We start from the raw sequence: 16,450 nt of genomic DNA, 5'->3' as shown, positions 1-16,450 counted from the left end.
CTCGCGCAGTTCCCCCCCGCGCCCCTTCAGGGGCGCGGGGAACTGCGCGAACGGCCCCCACTCGCCCGCAGTCGCCGACGAATCCGTAACCCGCCCCTACATCCGGCTCAAAGACGCAGCAGCGAACAGCACATCCTTGATGGCCTCCCGGTCACCGACCTGGCCGGCCGCCGCCTCCGCCGGAGGCACATGCCCCGCGGTCAGGCGGCAGAACTCCACGTCGTCCAGGGCGATGTGGGCCACCTCGTGCTCGGCGGAGCCCACGGCTGCGGGGGAGTCCAGAGGGATCAGCCACTCGCCGCCGCCCAGCCCCTCGATCTCCAGGCGCAGGCTTCGGCCGGGCTCGCCGGCGACGCCCAGGTGGCGGCCGTGGGCGGGTGTCGCGAGACCTGTCCGGCGCCGCTGAGCCAGCGTGGCGGGAAGGACGCGGGCCGCGAGGTCGATCATCCGGTGCATATGGCGTGGGGCGGGCGGCTCGTACGGGTAGTCGACGGCCTCGGCGATGTCCTCGGCGTGCACCCAGCACTCGAAGGCCCGGTCCAGCATCGCGTCCCGCAGCGGCAGTTCGAAGTCGCCGTAGGAGACGGCCGGCCGGGCCGGTCCCGAGTCGCTGGTGAAGGACACCGTGCGGACGAGGTCGTGGGTCTGTTCGCGCCAGGGGGACCGTACGGAACGGTTGGGCGGGAAGTGCGAGGTGCGCCAGTACGCCTCGGTGCGGGCCCGGGGTGTGGGGCCCGCCGCGGCCAGGTCGCCGAGCGGGTCGCCCAGGCCGAGGGCGACCGCGACCAGCCCGTCGACCGACAGCAGGTGGGCGATGACCCCGGCGACCGTCGTACGACGGGTCATCGGGCCCTCGTCCTCGAACCAGCGCAGCCGCACGGGCCTGTGCCACTCGGCGTCCCCGATGTCCTGCAGCAGGGCGTCGAGCCGGGCGGCCTCGGCGTCGTACGGAGCCGCCCAGCCGGGCACCGGGATGCGGGGCGGGCGCCGGTCGAGGCAGCCGTCCAGGACGCGGGTGCGCAGGCCCGGGTCCAGGTCGAGGCTCTCCGGCTGGTGCAGCAGACCGACCGCCTCGCGCAGCCGGAGCGCCTCGTCGGCGCAGGAGCCGCAGTCGCCCAGGTGCTCCTCGACGGCCGCCGTCTCGTCCGGCGAGCAGGCGGCCAGCGCCCATGCGCCGAGCAGCGACTTCAGAACGCGGTGCTCCAGGACCAGCGGGGCGGGCTGCGCCGCCGCCTCTGCCAGGTCCTCCAGCGTGGGCAGCGGCCCTCCGCCGTCCTCGACGGAGGCGCGGGGCATCGGTATGCGGGGCGGCTGGTCGGGGCCCTGGCCGGTGTCGTTGCCCTTGTCGTTCGCGGGTCCGCCCGGGATGCCGTACCCCTCCTGCTGCTCGGACTTGTGCTGCTCGTCGCGTTTGTCGTTCTTGTCGTCGAAACCGCCAGTGCCCGCCGGGCCGTTCTTGCCGTCGGGGTCGTCCTCGCCGTCGAATCCCCCGTGGTCGAAGCGGTCCGCGCTGCCTGCGTCGTTCACACGGCACCCCCGTAACCGGGCGGTGCCCCGGGTGCGCCGGCGTCGTGGGCGGTGGACAGGAGCTGCAGGCCCAGGCGCAGCCGGCGGCGGGCCTCGTCCTCGGTGACGCCGAGGTCGGCGGCGGTCTGGCGGTAGTCGCGGCGCTGGAAGTAGGCGAGGTCCAGGGCGGCGCGCAGCGGGGCGGGCATGGACGTGACGATGTAGTCGGCGCGGGCGGCGACCGAGGCGCGGCGCACCTTGCGCTCCAGGTCCTCGGCGGAGCCGCCGGAGCCCTGGGCCAGGGCGGCGGTCTCGGTGGCGCGCAGTCGCTGCACGGCGAGGCGGTGGGTCAGCGTGGCGACCCAGGAGCGCAGCGGGCCCTGCTTGGGGTCGTACGCCTCGGGGTGTTCCCAGACGTGGGCGAAGACGTCGCGGGTGATGCCGTCGGCCGCGCGCTCGTCCCCGAGGACGCGGTGGGCCAGGCCGTGCACGAGGGAGGCGAACCGGTCGTAGAGCTCGCCGAGGGCGGCCGCCTCACCGCGTGCAAGTCGCTGCTGCATCTTGCGGTCCCAGCGGGGCGGTGCGTCCTTCTTCGTCATACGGCCCCCTCACCCCTGCCCGTTCGTCGGCCCGGCCTGCGTCCATCGTCTCCTCGAATGTAGTCGGCACCTACGACAGTGCACGTCGCTTTGTCGCAATGTGTGCAGCCTGCGTTCTGTGCCTGCCTACCCGCTCGACCTTCGATCAGACCTGATCGAACAGGATCGAAGTCGATTAAAACAAGCCTCTTCCGATCGGTTTCCGTTTTTCGCGTCGTGTTTCAGGGAACGGCCGCTGGGCAGCCGCGCTGCAAGGAAGTGTAGGAACGGCTTCCGTTTGGCGGGGAATCCGGCGAGCGAAGGGCATGGTGGTGGCGTTCTATGTGACCGGCGGCGAGCAGGGCGACTGGACCGTGCTCCGTGTGTCGGGCGAGCTGGACCTGGTGACGTCGCCGGTGCTGCGTCAGCGGGTGCACGACGTGGTGGCCGACGGCCGCCACGGTCTCGTCCTCGACCTCTCCGAGGTCTTCTTCTGCGATTCCAGCGGCGTCGGCGTGCTCATCGCCGCCCGTCGCCTCATCCGCTCCTGCCAGGGCACCCTGCGCCTGATACTTCCGGCACAGGGCGCGGTCGAGGGCTCCCACGTCAACCGCGTCCTGGGCGCCCTGGGTGTGCGCCGATTGTTCGACGTGTACGCCGACGTGGCATCGGCAGTCGCGGAAGAGGCCGATCCGCTGTCCGCCTGACCTGCTTTTCTGCCGGGGGTCCGGGGGCCCGCGGCGGAGCCGCTGATGTCACAGCCCCCGGAACAATGCCGTACGGCTCACCTTTGTGTGCCACACAGTTGTCCCGAAATTCCCCCGGTCTTGGCACAAGCGCCGCTTTCCCGCGCCCGGACGGCTTCCCGCGTCGTACGCTCCGACGAGAAGCACCCGAGATGACGTAAGGCGGCCCGAAAGACATGGTCAGCAGCGAGTACGAGCGCAGGATCGCCGCCCGGTTCGCCACCTTCGACCAGGACGGCAACGGCTACATCGACCGCGAGGACTTCAGCGGGGCGGCCAAGGCGCTGCTCGCCGAGTTCGCCGTCGCGGCCCGCTCCGACAAGGGCCAGGCGCTGTACGTCGGAGCCGAGGCGTTCTGGCAGGGCATGGCCGGCATAGCGGACCGGGACGACGACCAGCGCATCGACCGCGAGGAGTTCGTGTACGGCGCGGTCAAGCGCCTGCGCGACAACCCCGAGCGGTTCGCCGAAATCGCCCGCCCCTTCCTGCACGCCGCCCTCGACATCGCCGACACCGACGGCGACGGGGCGGCCACCGTCGAGGAGACCGCGCGTGTGCTGAGGAGCCTGGGGGTCGACGAGGGCATCGTCCAGAGCGTCGCCGCCGCGCTCGACACCGACGGCGACGGCAAGGTCGGCGAGGCGGAGATCGTCCCGGCGTTCGCCCGCTACTTCACGGTGCCCGAGTAGGGCCCCTGCCCCTGGATGGCCCCCTGCGCGTACCGCTCCCGCAGCTTGTACTTGAGCACCTTCCGCAGCGTCTCGCCCCGCGGAAGGGCGTCCACCACCTCCAGCTGCTCCGGCAGCTTGTGCACCGACAACCCTTCCGCGCGCAGGTACGACGTCACGGCATCCAGGGTTAACTCCTCGGCGCCTTCCGGCTGTTCCACCACCGCGCACACCCGCTCCCCGCGCTCGGCGTCCGGCAGCCCGATCACCGCGGCGTCGCCGACGGCCGGGTGGGCGGCCAGCAGATCCTCGATCTCCTTCGCCGAGATGTTCTCGCCCTTGCGGATGATCACGTCCTTGAGCCGCCCGGTGAGGACGAGATGCCCGCTGTCCGTCACGAACCCCAGGTCACCGGTGCGCAGAAACCCCTCCCCGTCGAAGGCCTCCGCGGTCTGCGCCGGATCCAGATACCCCTGGCAGACGGCCTCCCCGCGCAGCCGCACCTCCCCGTCCACGATCCGTATCTCCATCCCCTCCGGCGGCCGCCCCTCCGTCGTCGCCAGGTTCTCCACGGTGTCGTCCGGCGCCCCCATGGTGATCATCGGCACCTCGGTCATGCCGTACCCGTGAGTGAGCTGCACCCCCATCTCCCGTACGACGGAGTGGTACACCTCCGGCGGCTTCGGCGCCCCGCCGCCCGCGAGCAGCCGTAGCGAGGGAATCACCTTCCGGCCGGGCTGCTTGCGCTGCTCGGCCAGGAACATCGAGTAGAACGCCGTCGACCCGCCCGCCACCGTCACGCCGTGCCTGCGGTATCCCTCCAGCGCACCCGGCAGCGCGAACTGCTCGAACATCACCGCCGGGAAGCCGTACAGGAGGAGCATCACCGTGTAGTCGGGCCCGGCGACATGCGCATACGGGAAGGCCATCGAGCCCACGTCGTCCGCCGACAGCCGCAGCGCGTGCGCGAGACACGACCCGCCCGCGATCAGCGAACGGTCCGTGTGCAGCACGCCCTTGGGGTCGGAGGTCGTACCCGAGGTCCAGTAGATCCAGCGCACGGAGGTGCCCTCGGAGGGCGGCGGAGGCAGCACCCGCGGATCGCCGCCCGGCAGCACGTCGTACGCCTCGAAGACTCCCTTCGCACCGAGCCGCCGCGCCATCCCGGTGTGGTCGAAGCCCCGCCACTCACCGGGTACGGCGAAGAACTCGGCCTTGGACTCCTGCAGCGCGAAGCCGACCTCGCGGTCCCGGTAGAAGGGGATGACCGGAGTCTGTACGGCACCCAGGCGGGCCAGCGCGAAGGACAGCAGCGCCGTTTCGATCCGGGTGGGCAGCTGCCAGGCGACCACCGTGCCGGGACGTACACCCATGTCGTACAGACCGGCCGCGACGCGCTCGGCACGCGCGCGCAGCTCGCCGAAGCTCAGGGAGCGGTCGTCCTGGAGGAGGACCGGCCGGTCGGGGGTGAGGTCGGCGCGGCGGGCGACCAGGTCCCAGAGGGTGCGGGATGCGCTCAGTGCATGGGCGGTGTCGTTCACGGCGGCCCCCTCGTGGAGCTGACACGGACTGGTGCAGAGCTGACGGACAGTCAGATAGTGCGCAGAGCGTAGGGCTCGGCGCCTTGTCGGTCCAGGGGTGCGGGACTAGCCTGCTCGATGAAGCAGATCTGACGGTCCATCAGATAACGGCGGATTACCGAGTGGGGAACCCATGACCGAACTGCCCCGCATCATCAGCGTCGACGACCACGTGATCGAACCCGCACACCTCTTCGAGACCTGGCTGCCGGAGAAGTACCGCGACCGGGGCCCGCAGGCCCTGACCGCCGGGATCGGCGAGCTCGCCTACGTCGGCGGGAAGTACCGGATCACGATGGACCCTGAGGGCCAGCCGACCGACTGGTGGATCTACGAGGACCTGAAGTTCCCGTACAAGCGCAATATCGCCGCCGTCGGCTTCGACCGCGACGAGATGACCCTGGACGGGATCACCAGGGACGAGATGCGGCGCGGCTGCTGGGACCCGAAGGCCCGGCTGGAGGACATGGACCTCAACCACGTCGAGGCCAGCCTCTGCTTCCCGTCCTTCCCGCGCTTCTGCGGGCAGACCTTCGCCGAGGCGCACGACAAGGAGGTCGCGCTCGCCTGTGTACGCGCCTACAACGACTGGATGGTCGAGGAGTGGTGCGGCGACAGCGGCGGCCGGCTCATCCCGCTCTGCCTGATCCCGCTGTGGGACGTGGAGCTGGCGGTCGCGGAGATCCGGCGCAACGCCGCGCGCGGAGTGAAGGCGGTGACCTTCTCCGAGATCCCCACCTACCTCGGCCTGCCCTCCATCCACTCCGGCTACTGGGACCCCTTCTTCGCGGTGTGCCAGGAGACCGGGACGGTCGTCAACATGCACATCGGCAGCAGCTCCCAGATGCCGGCCGCCTCCCCTGACGCGCCCCCCGCCGTACAGGCGTCACTGAGCTTCAACAACGCCATGGCCTCGATGATGGACTACCTGTTCAGCGGGGTGCTGGTGAAGTTCCCGACCCTCAAACTCGCCTACTCCGAGGGCCAGATGGGCTGGATCCCGTACGCCCTGGAACGCGCCGACGACGTCTGGGAGGAACACCGCGCCTGGGGCGGGGTGCGGGACCTGATCCCGGAGCCCCCGTCGACGTACTACTACCGGCAGATGTTCTGCTGCTTCTTCCGCGACAAGCACGGGGTCGCCTCGCTGGACGTGGTGGGCCGCGACAACGCCACCTTCGAGACCGACTACCCGCACGTCGACTCGACCTTCCCGCACACCAAGGAGGTCGCCCTCGACCATGTGAAGGGCCTCGACGAAGAGACGGTCTACAAGCTGATGCGGGGCAACGCGATCCGCATGCTGGACCTGGACCTCGACCGCTGATGGACCTGTCGTACACGCCCGAGGAGGAGGAGTTCCGGGCGCGGCTGCGGGAGTGGCTCGGCAAGGTGCTGCCGACACTGCCGCCGAAGCCCTCCCCGGAGGACTGGCCGGGGCGCCGGGCGTACGACGTCGGCTGGCAGCGGATGCTGTACGACGCCGGGTACGCGGACGTCCACTGGGACGCGTCCCCGACGGTCCGGCTGATCTTCCTGGAGGAGACGGAGCTGGCGGGTGCCCCCTACGTGGGCGCGAACTTCGTCGGGCTGCTCCACGCCGGGCCGACGATCGCCGCCGAGGGGACCGACGAGCAGCGGGCGCGCTGGCTGCCGCCGATCCTGCGCGGCGAGGAGGTCTGGTGCCAGGGCTTCAGCGAACCGGACGCAGGCTCCGACCTCGCGGCACTGCGCACGCGCGCGCGTAGGGACGGCGACGAGTACGTGGTGAGCGGGTCCAAGATCTGGACCTCCCATGCCGAAGTGGCCGACTGGTGCGAGCTGTTGGTCCGTACGGATCCGGCGGCGCCGAAGCATCGCGGGATCACCTGGCTGGCCATGCCGATGTCCTTGCCGGGCATCACCGTACGGCCGCTGCCGACCCTTGCCGGGTCGGCGGAGTTCGCGGAGGTGTTCCTCGACGAGGTGCGGGTGCCGGTGGCGAACCGGGTCGGGGAGGAGAACGACGGCTGGCGCGTGACCATGGTGACGCTGTCTTTCGAACGCGGTACGGCGTTCGTGGGGGAGGTGGTCGCCTGTCGGCGGGTGCTGGGGGAACTCGCCGCGGAGGCACGCCGGAACGGGCGCTGGGACGACGCCCTGCTCCGGCGACGGCTGGGGCGACTGAACGCCGACTTCCGGGGGCTGTGGCGGTTGACGCAGTGGAACGTGAGCGAGGCGGAGGCCTCCGGCGGGGTGCCGGGTGTCGGGGGTTCGGTTTTCAAGCTGCGGTATTCGCATGCGCGGCAGGAGCTCTACGACGCTGCCGCGGAGGTTCTGGGCGTGGATTCCCTGGACCTGGGGCGGCCCTGGATGCTTGATCGGCTGTCGTCGTTGTCGTACACCATCGCGGCCGGTACCTCGCAGATCCAGCAGAACATCGTGGCCGAGCGGATTCTGGGGTTGCCGAAGGGGCGGTGAGCTGTGCGGTTTCAACTGACCGAGGAGCAGCGGGAGTTGCGCGCGGCCGTTCGGGGCGTGATTGGTCGTCGAGCGTCTGCGGGTTCGTTGTGGCTGGTCGCGCCCCGCGGCGGAGCCGCTGATTCATACAGCCCCGCGCCCCCAAGGGGCGCTGCCCAGCGCGGCGCTTCCCGGCCGGCGACTGTTGATTCCGGGCCCAGTCTCGACCGGGTGCTGTGGCGGGCCCTTGGAGAGCTCGGGTTCTTCTCGCTGCGGTTGCCCGAAGCAGACGGAGGAGCCGGACTCGGGCTTCCGGAGGCCGTGTTGGTGTTCGAGGAAGCCGGGTGGGCGCTGGTGCCCGGGCCGCTGGTGGCCACGCATCTTGCGGCCGGGGAGGTGCCCGGTGCGGACACCGGGGAGACGGTCGTGGCCGCCGCCGACGGCAGGCTCGTGGAGTGGCTGGACGAGGCGGACGTCGTGCGGCCGGGCGCCGAGGGGGCCGTACCGCTGAAGTCGGTGGATCCGCTGACGCCTCTGCACCGGGTGCCGGCGCCGGCCCCTACCGACCCCGTCGCCGTCCTCCTCACTGCCGCAGAACAGCTCGGCACCGCCACGCGTGTGTGCGAGCTGGCCGTGCAACACGCCCGGACTCGGGAGCAGTTCGGGCAGCCGATCGGGGCCTTCCAGGCGGTCAAGCACCTGTGCGCGCAGATGCTGGTGCGTGCCGAGGTGGCCCGCGCCGCGGTCTACGCGGCCGCCGTCACCGCCGACCGGAGCGACATCGCCGCGGCCCGGCTGCTCGCCGACGAGGCCGCCGTGCGCGGCGCCCGCGACTGCCTCCAGGTGCACGGCGGCATGGGCTTCACCTGGGAGTCCGAGGTGCATCTGCATCTGAAGCGGGCGTGGGTGCGGGCGCAACGTGGCGGCGCGATCACGGAGAGTGAGGAGCTGCTTGCGGACGATCTGGTGGCCTGAACGGCTCCGGCCTGGGGTGTCGTGGAAGCCGCCCCCGCAGTTGTCGCGGATTGTGGCATACCGGAATTACGGAGCGTTGATATCGGGTTGTGTCCTATGCGTGACCCGTCACGTCCTGGAGTCGGCGTCCCGCTCCGGTACCTTCTGTGGGATGCGAGTGGTTCCGAGCATGAGCCGTACCGGTGTTGCCCCCGGGGTGATGCCGGAACTGGCCTGTTCGAGTCCCCGCAATGAGCGTCGCACAGTATGCCGCACGGGTACTCCTTCGCGCTGGAATATGCCCGAAGCGCTTGTTGGGGTGACTGTACGTCAACCATGCTGTCTCTTAAGGGATTCACAGTCCGTGACCCTTGCTCTGGGCTCTGCACTGGCTGTTGTTCTGGTCATGCAGAAAATGGCTACGATCGTGGCCCTCGTTGCGGCGGGCGCGTGGCGCGAGGTCATGTGTCCGCCGGTTCGGATGGTGTGAGCGGTGCAGGTGCTTCAGGTGCAGCTGGAAGTCCGGCCCGACCCCGCTGAGGTGGGGCGAGCCCGGCGGTGGGCGCGTTCCCGCCTTGCCGGGTCCGGGATAGAGGCCGACGAGCCGCTCGCCGAGACGCTGATCCTGCTCGTCTCCGAACTGGTCACCAATGCCGTCGTGCACACCGGGTGTCCGGCCGTGCTGCGGCTCTCCCTGCCCGGCGTGGCCGCCGAATCGGCCACCGTCCGCCTCGAGGTGGCCGACAGCAGCGACCGCGCCCCCGTGCCCCGGTGCGCCGACGGTGACGCGACCGGCGGCCGCGGCCTCGCCCTCGTCGACGGCCTCGCCGACCGCTGGGGCTGGAGCCCCGAGGGTGCTGGCAAGCGCATCTGGTGCGAACTCGACCGCTGCGCACAGACCCGGCAGACCGCAGAGACCTGCGTGGGCGGCGCAACGGCGTACGAGGGGCTGGCCTTCGAGGCGGTGTGACCGGCGCACGGCTGCGGAAGATCCGTCAGCTCCGGTGCACGGTCGCAGAAACCGCTCTCATGTCCTGGCCGGCTGAGGCGATGCGCCGGGATGTGCTTCTGTGCGCGCCCGCGACAAATTGGGCTTAAGTAATAAATCCCCGTACGGGTGTTGACGCTTCGTGTCCATTTGATCACGCTTGTGGTCAGCGATTCGCCGTGAGGGGACGACGAGGGCTTCGGTGACGGGAGCCCTCGACGAGTGCGGATCGTGATTCGGCGTCGGCTCCCTCAGGGCCAGAGGAGCCGGGGCGGGTGCGCCGGAGTCGGTCGGCGGCGCGTGGTGCCGTGCTCGGGGCGGGAGCACCGCGCCGCCGGTCGACGAACCTCACAGGATGGCGACGGGGGCCACCGGAGTCCCCGTCGCGCCGACGAAGGGCTCGGGCATCGCGGACAGCAGGAACGCGTACCGACCAGTTTCTCCACAGGCTGTGGACAACTTTTCGAGATTCCAGTTCTGTCCCTGCAGCATCCCCATCTCCACCAGGTCGAGCGCGTGCACGGGCAGCCACAGGTCCTCGATCTCCGGCGGGAAGATCTCGAACGTGAGGGTGTCGTTCGCGACGGCGGCGACGTCGCGCGCGTGGAACCACTCCGGGGTGCGGATCGACAGGCCCGGGGAGGGATAGCCGTACGCGTGCTTGTCCCCGGCGAGACAGACCTGGATCTGCCCGGTCCGTACGAGCACGACGTCACCGGCACGCACGCGCGTACCGGCCATTTCCTCGGCGGCCTCCAGGTCTTCGGGGGTGACCGCGTGTCCGCCCTCCAGCCGGTCGACGCCACGCGCGCGTGCCACGTCCAGCAGCACCCCGCGCGAGACGACGTGCCGTGCCTTGTCGATGCCGCTGAACTCGGCGCCGCCGTGCGGGGTGATGGTGCCGGCGGGGCGGCCGTTGTAGAGCCGGCCCGAGTGCGAGACATGGGGCAGCGCGTCCCAGTGGGTGGCGGCCTGCAGCCCCATGGTCACGGTGTCGTCGCTGCACGCCACCGACCCCGGGCCGAACAGCTCCTGGTTGATCTGCACCATCGCGTGCAGCGGATTGACCCGCCCCGGAATCATCCCGGTCTGCACACCGTCCTGCTGCAGGGGCAGGGCGAGGGGGATGCGGCGGCCCGTGCGGACGGTCGCGGCGGCCTCGCGGACGACCTCGTCGGTGATCAGGTTGAGGGTGCCGATCTCGTCGTCCGCGCCCCAACGGCCCCAGTTGTTCACGCGCCCCGCGATCTCGTCGAACTCGGCGGGCATCGACATCGGCTCTCCCCGGGGCTTGTCTCCAGGTATCTGACGGGTCATAAAATCTAACGGTCCGTCAGAAACCGCGGGAAGGGGCCGGACGTGGGGAACTTCTTGGCAGGCAAGGTCGTCGCCGTGACGGGCGCCGGACGGGGCATCGGCCGTGCGGTGGCACTGGCCGCGGCGGCCGAGGGGGCGAAGGTCGTCGTCAACGACTACGGGGTCGGCATTGACGGGGCCTCGCCCACCAGCGAGGTCGCCGAGGGCGTCGTCAAGGAGATCGAGGCGGCGGGCGGGGAAGCCGTCGCGGTGGCCGACGACGTGTCCACGATGGCCGGCGGGCAGCGGGTGGTCGACGTCGCGGTCTCGACGTACGGGCGGCTGGACGGCGTGGTGTGCGTCGCCGGGATCCTGCGTGAGCGGATGCTGTTCAACATGTCCGAGGAGGAGTGGGACCCGGTCGTGGCCACCCATCTGAAGGGCACGTTCACCGTGTTCCGGGCGGCCTCCGCGGTGATGCGGGGGCAGCGGGCGGGAACCTTGATCGGGTTCACCAGCGGCAATCATCAGGGGTCGGTCTCGCAGGCGAACTACAGCGCGGCGAAGGGCGGGATCATCTCGCTGGTGCGGAGCGCTGCGCTGGGCCTGAACAAGTACGGGGTGAGTGCCAATGCGGTGGCGCCCGTTGCTCGTACGCGGATGTCGGCGAATGTTCCTGTGGAGCTGACGGAGATCGGGGAGCCGGAGGATGTGGCTGCCCTGGTGGTGTATCTGCTGTCCGACCGGGCGAAGGAGCAGGGGATCACCGGGCAGGTGTACACGATTGCCGGGCCGAAGTTGGCGGTTTGGGCTCAGCCTCGTGAGCTGCGGTCCGCGTATGCCTCCGACGGTTGGACGCCGGAAACAATCGCGGAGATTTTGCCGGGGGCGGTGGGGGTGGATCCGATGCCGATGCTTGAACGGTTGGCGGCGATGGAGAAAGCCGCTGCGCGGGGCGACAGGCCGAACGCCTGAGAGCTCGGGGGCCTTGTGGTTTGGCGGGTGCGGGTTGTTCGTGGCTTGTCGCGCCCCGCGGCGGAGCCGCTGATGTATACAGCCCCGCGCCCCCAGGGAGCTCATGCTGACCGGCGGTGAGAGGAGACCCCCAGTGGACTTTGGGTTCAGTGGCGCGGATGAAGCGTTCCGCACGGAAGCGAGGGTGTGGTTGTCCGAGCACGCCGAGGCAGGGCAGGACCGGCGTGTCTGGGAGCGCACTCTCGGGAAGGCCGGATGGATCGGGCTCGGGTGGGGGGAAGCCGGGTACGGCAATCGGAAGGCCACGCTCACCCAGCAAGTCGTCTGGGCCGAGGAGTACGCGCGGTCGGGGGCGCCCCCGCGCTCCGGGCACATCGGTGAGAAGCTGCTCGGCCCTACCCTTCTTGCTCACGGAACACCGGACCAGAAGAGCCGCTTCCTCCCCCCGATCGCCGCCGGTGACGAGCTCTGGTGTCAGGGATACAGCGAGCCCGGTGCGGGATCCGACCTGGCCGGGGTTCGGACCGCGGCCGTACGTGACGGGGCGGGCTATCGGATCACCGGGCAGAAGATCTGGACCTCGCTGGCGCACGAGGCCGACTGGTGCTTCGTGCTGGCCCGCACCGAACCCGGGTCCCGTCGGCACCATGGACTCACCTTTCTCCTCGTCCCCATGGACCAGCCGGGGCGGATCGAGGTGCGGCCCATTCGGCAGCTGACCGGGACCAGCGACTTCAACGAGGTCTTCTTCGACGGGGCACGCGCGCGCGTGGAGCACGTCGTCGGGGGTGAAGGGGGCGGCTGGAAGGTCGCCATGAGCCTGCTCGGGTTCGAGCGGGGGGTTTCCACACTGGCCCAGCAGATCGGGTTCGCCGAGGAGTTGGGGCGCGTGGTGCGGGCCGCCGTGGAGACGGGCGCCGTCGCCGATCCCGTCGTACGGGAGCGGCTGGTGCGGCAGTGGGCCGAGCTGCGGGCCATGCGGTGGAACGCCCTGCAGACGCTGGGGAGTTCGGGGGACGCGGGGGCATCCAGCGTGGCCAAGCTGTTGTGGGGCGGCTGGCATCAGCGGCTCGGGGAGCTGGCGATGCAGGTGCGCGGGGCCGCGGCGGGGGTCGGGCCGGTGGACTGGTCGCCGGCGGCGCCGTACGAACTCGACCCGTTGCAGCAGCTGTTCCTGTTCTCCCGGGCCGACACGATCTACGGCGGTTCGGACCAGGTCCAGCGCACAATCATCGCCGAGCGTGTGCTCGGCCTGCCCAGGGAGCCCAAGGGGGTCTTCTGATGCGCGGTGTGGTGTTCGACGGCAAGCGGCTCGAGGTCGTGGACGACCTGGAGGTGCGGGAGCCGGGGCCGGGGGAGGTGCAGGTCGCCATCTCGGCAGCCGGGTTGTGCCACAGCGATCTGTCTGTGGTGGACGGGACCATACCCTTCCCCGTTCCTGTGGTGCTCGGGCATGAGGGGGCGGGGGTGGTGGAGGCCGTCGGCGCCGGGGTCACGCATGTGGTGGTGGGTGATCACGTCGCGCTCTCCACGCTGGCCAACTGCGGTACCTGCGCGGAGTGCGACCGGGGGCGGCCGACGATGTGCCGGCAGGCGATCGGGCGTCCCGGGCGGCCGTTCGTGCAGGGCGGGCGGGCCGTCTACCAGTTCGCCTCGAACTCGGCGTTCGCGGAGCGGACCGTGGTGAAGGCGGTGCAGGCGGTCCGGATTCCCAAGGACATTCCCCTGCCGGCCGCCGCGCTGATCGGGTGCGGGGTGCTGACCGGGGTGGGCGCCGTGCTCAACCGGGCGAGGGTGGACCGCGGGGACAGCGTGCTGGTCATCGGCACCGGCGGCATCGGGCTCAACGTCATCCAGGGCGCGCGGATCGCGGGCGCACTGCGGATCGTCGCCGTCGACGCCAACCCGGCGAAGGAGGCGGTGGCCCGGCAGTTCGGGGCGACGCACTTCCTGACGTCCACGGCCGGGGTGAGGGAGATCCTGCCGACCGGGGCCGACCACGCCTTCGAGTGCGTCGGGCGCGTGGAGCTGATCCGGCAGGCGATCGACCTGCTGGACCGGCATGGGCAGGCGGTGCTGCTGGGGGTGCCTCCGGCGAGCGCCGAGGCGTCCTTCCTCGTCTCCTCCATGTACCTCGACAAGTCCATCCTGGGCTGCCGGTACGGTTCCTCGCGTCCCCAGCGGGACATTGCCCTCTACGCCGAGCTGTACCGGGCGGGGCGGTTGCTGCTGGACGAGCTGGTGACCGAGACTTACCCGATCGAGGACTTCGAGAAGGCGAAGGCCGACGCGGAGGCGGGGCGGGTGGCGCGCGGGGTGCTCACGTTCTGACGCCGGTGCGGAAGGTACGTCGATAGGCGGTCGGCGTCACCCCCAGCGCCGCCTGCAGATGCTGCCGCATCGACTGCGCCGTGCCGAACCCGGCGTCCTGCGCCACCTGGTCCACCGACAGGTCGCTCGACTCCAGCAGGTGCCGTGCCCGCTCCACCCGCTGCTGGGTGAGCCACTGGCCGGGGCTGACCCCGACCTCCTCGCGGAAACGGCGCGTGAAGGTCCGTACGGACATGGACTCCTGGGCGGCCATGTCGCGCAGCTGGATCGGCTCATGGAGGCGGCCAAGCGCCCAGGCGCGGGCGCTCCTCGTGGTCGCCACCTGCGGCTCCGGGACCGGGCGGTGGATGTACTGCGCCTGGCCGCCGTCGCGATGGGGCGGTACGACGGTGCGGCGGGCGATGTCGTTGGCGACGGCGCTGCCGTGGTCGCGGCGCACCATGTGCAGGCACAGGTCGATGCCGGCCGCGACGCCGGCCGAGGTCAGGACGTCGCCGTCGTCGATGAACAGGACGTTCGGGTCGACGTCGATCTGCGGGAAGAGCTTCTGGAAGTGCTCGGCGTCGGCCCAGTGCGTGGTCGCCGGGCGGCCGTCCAGATAGCCGGCGGCGGCGAGGACGTACACGCCCGTGCAGATGGAGGTGAGCCGGGTTCCAGGGCGGATGTGCGCGAGGGCGGCGGCGAGTTCGCCGGTGAGGACGCCCTCCTCGAAGAGCGGGCCGAACTCGTACAGCGCCGGGACGATGACCGTGTCTGCCGTGGCCAGGGCCTCCGGGCCGTGCTCGACCGTGATCGTGAAGTCGGCATCCGTCTGCACCGGGCCTGGTGGCCGGATCGAGCAGGTGACGACCTCGTACAGGTGCCGTCCGCGGGCGTCCGTGGGGCGGCCGAAGATGCGGTGCGGGATGCCCAGCTCGAAGGGGAGCAGGCCGTCGAGGGCGAGGACGACCACGCGGTGCGGGCGGAACTCCGGGTCAGCCGGCTCACTGCTCATGGCCCGATCCTAACGAACGCTGTCCTTCGGGCCAATGGATGCGCACGGTTCCGGCCTGGATGCTCTATGTCGTGACCCAGACAACCGAACCCGTAGCAGTCGACACGGCTCCCGAGTCCGGACGAACTCCACGCCTGCGCATCCACCGCGCCTGGTTCGTCGCCGCCGTCACCTTCGTGACGATCATCGGCGCGGCCGCCTTCCGCTCACTTCCCGGCCTGCTCATCGACCCGCTGCACCAGGAGTTCGGCTGGTCGCGCGGCACGATCGGGGCCGCGGTCTCCGTCAACCTCGCGCTGTACGGACTCACCGCCCCGTTCGCCGCGGCGCTGATGGACCGCTTCGGCATCCGCAAGGTCGTGGCCGTGGCCCTGACCGTGATCGCGGTCGGCTCGGGCCTGACGGTGTGGATGACGGCCGCCTGGCAGCTGCTGCTGTGCTGGGGCCTGCTGGTCGGCCTGGGGTCAGGGTCGATGGCGCTGGCTTTCGCCGCGACCGTGACCAACCGCTGGTTCACCGAGCGGCGCGGCCTGGTCACCGGCATCCTCACCGCCGCGTCGGCCTCCGGCCAGCTGATCTTCCTGCCGCTGCTGTCCTGGATCGTCGAGAAGCACGACTGGCGCCCGGCGGCCGTCACGGTGGCCCTCGCCGCCCTCGCGGTCGTCCCCTTCGTCTGGCTGCTGCTGCGCGACCATCCGGCGGACGTGGACCTGAAGCCGTACGGCGCAAAGGAGTTCGTGCCGAAGCCGGAGCCCGCGGCCGGGGCTGCCCGCCGGGCCGTGAACGTCCTGCTCTCGGCGTCCCGCACCGGCACCTTCTGGCTGCTGGCCGGCACCTTCGCGATCTGCGGCGCCTCCACCAACGGGCTGATCCAGACGCACTTCGTGCCCGCCGCCCACGACCACGGCATGCCTGTCACGGCGGCGGCCTCGCTGCTGGCGGTCATCGGTGTGTTCGACGTGGCCGGCACGATCGCCTCCGGCTGGTTCACGGACCGCTTCGAAGCGCGCCGGCTGCTGGCGGTCTACTACGCCCTGCGCGGCATCTCGCTGCTCTTCCTGCCGATGCTCCTGGCCCCGAGCGTCCACCCGCCGATGCTGTTCTTCATCGTCTTCTACGGCCTCGACTGGGTCGCCACCGTCCCGCCGACCGTCGCCCTGTGCCGGGAGCAGTACGGCGACGACAGCGCGATCGTCTTCGGCTGGGTCCTCGCCTCCCACCAGGTCGGCGCCGCGCTGGTCGCCTTCCTCGGGGGTGTCGCGCGGGACACCTTCGGCTCGTACGACATGGTCTGGTACGCGTCCGGGGCGCTGTGCGCGGTGGCGGCGCTGATGGCGCTGGTGATCCGGCGCAGGCCGGCTGCCGCCGCGCTCGCCGTGGCCCAGTGAACGGACT

Annotated in this window: 15 protein-coding genes; 10 read left to right on the top strand and 5 right to left on the bottom strand. The window is 70.8% G+C overall.

The window, feature by feature from the left end:
- Window positions 1–96: 96 nt before the first annotated feature.
- On the bottom strand, window positions 97–1,527 hold the full coding sequence (locus tag IH68_RS0129580; RefSeq protein ID WP_030941000.1) for a maleylpyruvate isomerase N-terminal domain-containing protein: 1,431 nt from the start codon (window positions 1,525–1,527) through the stop codon (window positions 97–99).
- Window positions 1,524–2,105 (bottom strand): sigma-70 family RNA polymerase sigma factor, encoded by a 582-nt coding sequence (locus IH68_RS0129575; protein ID WP_030940998.1) that lies wholly within the window; start codon window positions 2,103–2,105, stop codon window positions 1,524–1,526. Before IH68_RS0129575 ends, IH68_RS0129580 begins: the two co-directional genes overlap by 4 nt.
- Before the next feature lie 305 nt (window positions 2,106–2,410).
- Here IH68_RS0129575 and IH68_RS0129570 point away from each other — a divergent pair, with 305 nt between their 5' ends.
- Both IH68_RS0129570 and IH68_RS0129565 read left to right on the top strand, forming a co-directional pair.
- The gene (locus IH68_RS0129570) at window positions 2,411–2,791 is read left to right on the top strand and encodes an STAS domain-containing protein (RefSeq protein ID WP_030940995.1); all 381 of its coding nucleotides are present in this window, start codon (window positions 2,411–2,413) and stop codon (window positions 2,789–2,791) included.
- 215 nt (window positions 2,792–3,006) lie between these two features.
- On the top strand, window positions 3,007–3,519 hold the full coding sequence (locus IH68_RS0129565; protein WP_030940992.1) for an EF-hand domain-containing protein: 513 nt from the start codon (window positions 3,007–3,009) through the stop codon (window positions 3,517–3,519).
- Here IH68_RS0129565 and IH68_RS0129560 read toward each other — a convergent pair.
- Window positions 3,498–5,039, bottom strand: a complete 1,542-nt coding sequence (locus IH68_RS0129560) for a class I adenylate-forming enzyme family protein (protein ID WP_030940989.1) — start codon at window positions 5,037–5,039, stop codon at window positions 3,498–3,500. The genes IH68_RS0129565 and IH68_RS0129560 overlap by 22 nt on opposite strands.
- A 172-nt stretch (window positions 5,040–5,211) precedes the next feature.
- Between IH68_RS0129560 and IH68_RS0129555 the strand changes: the two genes are divergently transcribed.
- The 4 genes from IH68_RS0129555 (at window position 5,212) to IH68_RS0129535 (ending at window position 9,441) form a co-directional block, all read left to right on the top strand.
- The gene (locus IH68_RS0129555; protein WP_030940986.1) at window positions 5,212–6,405 is read left to right on the top strand and encodes an amidohydrolase family protein; all 1,194 of its coding nucleotides are present in this window, start codon (window positions 5,212–5,214) and stop codon (window positions 6,403–6,405) included.
- On the top strand, window positions 6,405–7,538 hold the full coding sequence (locus tag IH68_RS0129550) for an acyl-CoA dehydrogenase family protein (RefSeq protein ID WP_030940983.1): 1,134 nt from the start codon (window positions 6,405–6,407) through the stop codon (window positions 7,536–7,538). Before IH68_RS0129555 ends, IH68_RS0129550 begins: the two co-directional genes overlap by 1 nt.
- A gap of 3 nt (window positions 7,539–7,541) precedes the next feature.
- Window positions 7,542–8,492, top strand: coding sequence for an acyl-CoA dehydrogenase (locus IH68_RS0129545; RefSeq protein WP_078912655.1), 951 nt, complete (start codon window positions 7,542–7,544; stop codon window positions 8,490–8,492).
- Between the two features lie 487 nt (window positions 8,493–8,979).
- A complete protein-coding gene (locus IH68_RS0129535) occupies window positions 8,980–9,441 on the top strand; it encodes an ATP-binding protein (protein WP_030940978.1) in 462 nt (153 codons plus the stop codon).
- Between the two features lie 366 nt (window positions 9,442–9,807).
- Here IH68_RS0129535 and IH68_RS0129530 read toward each other — a convergent pair whose 3' ends face one another.
- The gene (locus tag IH68_RS0129530) at window positions 9,808–10,734 is read right to left on the bottom strand and encodes a cyclase family protein (RefSeq protein ID WP_030940975.1); all 927 of its coding nucleotides are present in this window, start codon (window positions 10,732–10,734) and stop codon (window positions 9,808–9,810) included.
- A gap of 84 nt (window positions 10,735–10,818) precedes the next feature.
- On the opposite strand from IH68_RS0129530, the gene IH68_RS0129525 reads away from it, so the two are divergent.
- From IH68_RS0129525 to IH68_RS0129515, 3 genes are all read left to right on the top strand, one after another.
- Window positions 10,819–11,730, top strand: coding sequence for an SDR family NAD(P)-dependent oxidoreductase (locus tag IH68_RS0129525; protein WP_030940972.1), 912 nt, complete (start codon window positions 10,819–10,821; stop codon window positions 11,728–11,730).
- A gap of 133 nt (window positions 11,731–11,863) precedes the next feature.
- Window positions 11,864–13,012: an acyl-CoA dehydrogenase family protein gene (locus IH68_RS0129520; RefSeq protein WP_030940971.1), complete on the top strand. Its 1,149-nt coding sequence runs from the start codon at window positions 11,864–11,866 to the stop codon at window positions 13,010–13,012.
- Window positions 13,012–14,061, top strand: a complete 1,050-nt coding sequence (locus IH68_RS0129515) for a Zn-dependent alcohol dehydrogenase (protein ID WP_030940968.1) — start codon at window positions 13,012–13,014, stop codon at window positions 14,059–14,061. Before IH68_RS0129520 ends, IH68_RS0129515 begins: the two co-directional genes overlap by 1 nt.
- Here the strand turns inward: IH68_RS0129515 and IH68_RS0129510 are convergent.
- Complete coding sequence (locus IH68_RS0129510) at window positions 14,051–15,055, bottom strand: GlxA family transcriptional regulator (RefSeq protein ID WP_030940966.1); 1,005 nt, start codon at window positions 15,053–15,055, stop codon at window positions 14,051–14,053. The genes IH68_RS0129515 and IH68_RS0129510 overlap by 11 nt on opposite strands.
- A 71-nt stretch (window positions 15,056–15,126) precedes the next feature.
- Between IH68_RS0129510 and IH68_RS0129505 the strand changes: the two genes are divergently transcribed.
- On the top strand, window positions 15,127–16,443 hold the full coding sequence (locus IH68_RS0129505) for an MFS transporter (RefSeq protein WP_037885491.1): 1,317 nt from the start codon (window positions 15,127–15,129) through the stop codon (window positions 16,441–16,443).
- The last annotated feature ends 7 nt before the right edge of the window (window positions 16,444–16,450 follow it).

Source organism: Streptomyces sp. NRRL S-646 (assembly GCF_000720765.1).
Taxonomy (GTDB): domain Bacteria; phylum Actinomycetota; class Actinomycetes; order Streptomycetales; family Streptomycetaceae; genus Streptomyces.
Note: the sequence above shows the minus strand (reverse complement) of the source record. Positions and strands in the feature narration are given on the sequence as shown.